Genomic DNA, 3,977 nt, shown 5'->3' with positions numbered 1-3,977 from the left:
GTTGCAGGACATCTGGGAGATGGTGTCGAGATTCTGGGTGAGGATGGCCGTCTGGCAGCCCATGCGCGCCGCCGCCATCGCCGCCTCCACTCCCGCATGACCGGCTCCGCAAACGATGACGTCGTAGTGCTTGGGGAAGGTGTAGAGGCTGGCGGACATGCGGCTGGAAGGGGAAGCGACAATCTAGCACAGGGCAGGGGATTGTTCCATGTGGAACATCAACCAAGCTGCTCAGGCAATGCCGAAATGAAGGGACCTGAAAAGCCAGCGGAAGCAGACCTGTCCACACCCTCCATTTACGAGCACAAATCAATTATGGGGTGTGTCGAGTTCAGCATCTGACAAGGCAGGGTTTCGGATATTCCCGGATCAAACACGCTGCTTGCCTTTGGCACCCTTCCCGCTAGTATCGACCTTCCAACATGGCCACGACGAAAGCCCCCTCCAAAGCGCTGGCAAAGCACGCCAACGACCCGATTAATCAGAAACTCACCAACGAGGACAAGGTGGGTCTTTACCGCAAGATGGTGCGCATCCGCCGCTTTGAGCAAGTGTCACTCCAGCACTACCAGGCTGGGCGCATGGGAGGCTTCCTTCACCTTTACATCGGCCAGGAATCCGTGGCTGTCGGCACCGTTTCCGTGATGGGGGAAAACGATCATGTCATCACCGCTTATCGCGACCACGGCCATGCGTTGGCGGTCGGCATGGGCATGAACGAGTGCATGGCCGAACTCTTTGGAAAGGCCACTGGCTGCTCCCGTGGCAAGGGTGGCTCGATGCATTACTTCGCTCCAGACAAGAATTATTGGGGAGGTCACGGCATCGTGGCCGGCCAGACTCCACTGGGCCTTGGCCTCGCCTATGGCCTCAAATATCGCGGCGTCAAAGGCGCGGCCCTTTGCTTCCTCGGCGACGGTGCGGTGAATCAGGGTGCCTTCCACGAATCGCTGAATCTCGCCGAACTCTGGGATCTGCCGGTGATCTATGTCATCGAAAACAACGGCTACTCGATGGGTACCAGCCAGCAGCGCTCCTCCGCCTATGTGGACTTCCTCGCCAAACGTGCCGAAGGCTACGGCATGGCCTGGGAGCAGTTCAACGGCGAAGACATTTACGAAGTCCGCGCCGGGGTCGGCAAGGCGATCGAGCGGGCGCACAGCGAGTCAAAGCCGAGCATCCTGGAAATCGCCACCTACCGCTGGGAAGGCCATTCCGTGGCGGACGCCAACAAGTTTAAGTACCGCACCAAGGAAGAGGTCGAGAAGTTCCAAAATGAGCACGACCCCATCCAGGTGTGGAAGCGCAACCTTCTGAGCGAGGGAGTCGCCACGGAAGAAGAGTTGAAGAAGATCGACAAGGAAGCGCAGAAGGAAGCCGAAGACTCAGCCGAATTCGCCAAGTCCAGCCCCTATCCGGAGCCGGAAACGATCTTTGAAGACGTGTATTGGGAAGTGGACAACAAAACCGAAGCCGGCCAAACCGGACGGCACTTCTTCAATGATTGATGCGAGGCGTATATACGCCTAAATCATTCATTTTGAGTCTTTTACGTCTGTTTCGGCGCTGGATGTAAGCACATCCGCCATGCCGGTGATGATGACGACATGCTTGTCGTAAGTCGCCTTCGTGTTCGTCAACTGGGTGATGTAGGTCAACGCCTCAGTCAGCGGGATGTTGTTCAGCGCCAGGGTCAGTTTTCGTTCTCCGAGATCTGCACCTTTGATCATGAAGTTCGGCGTGACCTTGCCGCCGCTGGCATTCTTTGACAGCACCCGGAGTCCGTCGATCGCCTCCGCGAGCGTCACATCCTGCATGTCCACCTTTGGCAGCATCACCGCGTCGTACTGTTTTTTCAGCGTGCCTTCGTCAATCTTGTGATTCGCGCGGATGAAGGCCAGCATCTTGGTCGTCTCGGTGTGCTCCGCATTGGCCGCAGCGACTCGGGACAGCAGCTGCTAGGCGGTGGCGTAGTCGTTGCGGTAGAAGGCCGCGCGGCCCTGCTGGAACACCGCGTTGAGATCTTCAGCCGAGACGGGAGCCGTGATCAAAACAAAGGCCGCAATAAATGCGGCCGTGGAAACAGAAACCTTCGCCCTAATCATATTTGTTTTCATAGGATGGTTGGATTGATTGAATGCGATTTCATCAAATCGGCGGACGGAAGTCAAGCCTGCAACCGGCGCAGGCTTGAAGCCGTGTGATTCCTGCTCCATCCGTGAAACCCATGCCGCCGCCGAAAAAGAAAACCACCAGCCAAGTAAACGTCCTGCTCGGCAGCGATGAAGCGCGGGTGAAGGAGGCCGCGCTCGCGCTGGTCCGCAGTCTCACACCGCAGGATGCCGGCGACTTCGGCAACGACATCATCGACGGCACGGCGGACAATGCCGATCATGCCGGACAAATCTGCGGCAACGTCTGCATGGCGCTGCAGACGCTGCCCTTCTTCGGCGGCACGAAAGTCGTGTGGCTGAAGAACGCGAATTTCCTGGCCGACTCTGGCGCCGGTCGCGGTCAGGATGCGGTGAACGGTTTTGAACGCATCGTCAATGTCGTCGAAGGCGGACTCGGGAGCGACGTGCAGTTCGTCATCAGCGCGACCGGCATCGACAAGCGCCGCAATTCCTACAAGCGACTGTCCAAGCTCGCGAATTTCGAAGTGTTCGACAAGCCGGACACCTCTCGCGCTGGGTGGGAAGGACCCGTGCTCGCCATGGCCTCGAGCAAGGCGAAGGAACTCGGCATCACCTTTGAAAGCGGAGCTTTGGAACTGCTCGTGCAAATGGCCGGCGACGACACGCGCCAGATGGAAAACGAGCTCGAAAAAATCGACCTGTATCTCGGCGAGCGCCGTCGCGCCGGACTCAAGACGGTGCAGGGCCTTGTCTCCATGAGTCGTGCGGGTGTGCTGTGGGATCTCGGCAATGCGATTGGAAAGCGCGATCTGTCGCGTGCACTCGAACTGCTCGGAACGCTCATGTATCAGGGCCAGAACGCCATCGGCCTGCTGCTCGCCGCCATCGTTCCACGCGTGCGCAGCCTCCTGCTCATCAAGGATCTCGGCTCGCGCTACAAGCTCAACAAATTCAACTACTCGGGCTTCTGTGCATCCCTCGAAGGGCTGCCCTCGTCCGCCACCGGACATCTTCCCCGCAAGAAGGACGGCACCGGCTTCAACGCGTATCCAATGTTCCTCGCCCTGCCGGAGACAGGGAACTTCACGCTCGACGAACTCCATGCCGCCTACAAGGCCTGCCTCGCCGCGAACGCAAAACTGGTGACCTCGTCACTCGATCCGAAGCTCGTGCTGGAGCGCTTGCTCGTCGGCATCCTGGCGCGCAAATCACGCTGATCCCGCGATGACCACTTCCACCATTCTCACCTGTCTGCTCATCGGCATCCTCAGTGGCATTGTCGCTTCTCTGTGCGGTGTCGGTGGTGGCGTAGTCATGGTGCCGGCCTTCGTGTTCTTTCTCAAACTGGAGCAGAAGACCGCCGTCGCCACTTCCCTCGCCATCATCATTCCCACCGCTCTCATGGCCACCACGCAGAATGCGCGTTCGGGATTTGTCGATTGGAAAGTCGCCGCGATCACCGCTGTGTCCGCATCCGTGTTCGCCTACTTCGGCGCCGGCTGGCTCAAGAGCATGAGCAACGAAACGCTCTCCCGGATCTTCGGCACCATCCTCGTCGTCTTCGGCGTCAAGATGCTGTTGCAGGGGAAGGCGTGAATGGTTTCCACCACCTCACCACACCAGTGCGTCGAGCAGAAACGTCGCGATCATCGCGCACGACACCACCAGCCTCAGCACCAGACCCACGCCAGTCCCGAGTAGGGATCCCCAGGCGGATTTCGCCGCAGGTTGCAGGCGCTTCTTGGCAAACAGCAGTTCAAAAGCGATGCCGCCGATCAGCGGACCGAGCACCAGTCCCAGCGGCATGAAGAACATGCCCGCGATGCCGCCGATGAAAACACC

General features: G+C 59.0%; 7 protein-coding genes. 3 read left to right on the top strand and 4 right to left on the bottom strand.

The window, feature by feature from the left end; genetic code table 11:
* Window positions 1-159, bottom strand: a 159-nt coding sequence (locus tag KDL09_RS05855) for an FAD-dependent oxidoreductase (RefSeq protein ID WP_294382628.1), incomplete at its 3' end; no start/stop codon positions are given.
* 263 nt (window positions 160-422) lie between these two features.
* On the opposite strand from KDL09_RS05855, the gene pdhA reads away from it, so the two are divergent.
* Complete coding sequence (pdhA, locus tag KDL09_RS05850) at window positions 423-1,508, top strand: pyruvate dehydrogenase (acetyl-transferring) E1 component subunit alpha (RefSeq protein WP_294382625.1); 1,086 nt, start codon at window positions 423-425, stop codon at window positions 1,506-1,508.
* A gap of 27 nt (window positions 1,509-1,535) precedes the next feature.
* Here the strand turns inward: pdhA and KDL09_RS05845 are convergent, their stop codons facing one another.
* Window positions 1,536-1,904, bottom strand: coding sequence for a hypothetical protein (locus tag KDL09_RS05845; RefSeq protein WP_294382623.1), 369 nt, complete (start codon window positions 1,902-1,904; stop codon window positions 1,536-1,538).
* Window positions 1,905-1,958: 54 nt separating this feature from the next.
* Window positions 1,959-2,216: a hypothetical protein gene (locus tag KDL09_RS05840; RefSeq protein ID WP_294382620.1), complete on the bottom strand. Its 258-nt coding sequence runs from the start codon at window positions 2,214-2,216 to the stop codon at window positions 1,959-1,961.
* An 11-nt stretch (window positions 2,217-2,227) separates the two neighbouring features.
* Here KDL09_RS05840 and holA point away from each other — a divergent pair, with 11 nt between their 5' ends.
* Together holA and KDL09_RS05830 are read left to right on the top strand one after the other, a co-directional pair.
* Window positions 2,228-3,352, top strand: a complete 1,125-nt coding sequence (gene holA, locus KDL09_RS05835; protein WP_294382617.1) for a DNA polymerase III subunit delta — start codon at window positions 2,228-2,230, stop codon at window positions 3,350-3,352.
* 7 nt (window positions 3,353-3,359) lie between these two features.
* A complete protein-coding gene (locus KDL09_RS05830; protein WP_294382615.1) occupies window positions 3,360-3,731 on the top strand; it encodes a sulfite exporter TauE/SafE family protein in 372 nt (123 codons plus the stop codon).
* A gap of 15 nt (window positions 3,732-3,746) precedes the next feature.
* On the opposite strand, the gene KDL09_RS05825 is transcribed toward KDL09_RS05830, so the two are convergent.
* Window positions 3,747-3,977 (bottom strand): DUF456 domain-containing protein (locus KDL09_RS05825; protein ID WP_294382613.1); only part of this gene is annotated, 231 nt, incomplete at its 5' end.

Source organism: Prosthecobacter sp. (genome assembly GCF_020439865.1).
Lineage (GTDB): Bacteria > Verrucomicrobiota > Verrucomicrobiia > Verrucomicrobiales > Verrucomicrobiaceae > Prosthecobacter.
The sequence above is the reverse complement of the archived record's forward strand: the minus strand, read 5'-3'. Positions and strand labels throughout refer to the sequence as shown.

Bases quoted from the DNA above. Each gene is read 5' to 3' on its own strand.
- pdhA (WP_294382625.1), top strand. From the start codon at position 423: ATGGCCACGACGAAAGCCCCCTCCAAAGCGCTGGCAAAGCACGCCAAC.
- KDL09_RS05845 (WP_294382623.1), bottom strand. From the start codon at position 1,904: ATGCTGGCCTTCATCCGCGCGAATCACAAGATTGACGAAGGCACGCTG.
- KDL09_RS05840 (WP_294382620.1), bottom strand. From the start codon at position 2,216: ATGGAGCAGGAATCACACGGCTTCAAGCCTGCGCCGGTTGCAGGCTTG.
- holA (WP_294382617.1), top strand. From the start codon at position 2,228: ATGCCGCCGCCGAAAAAGAAAACCACCAGCCAAGTAAACGTCCTGCTC.
- KDL09_RS05830 (WP_294382615.1), top strand. From the start codon at position 3,360: ATGACCACTTCCACCATTCTCACCTGTCTGCTCATCGGCATCCTCAGT.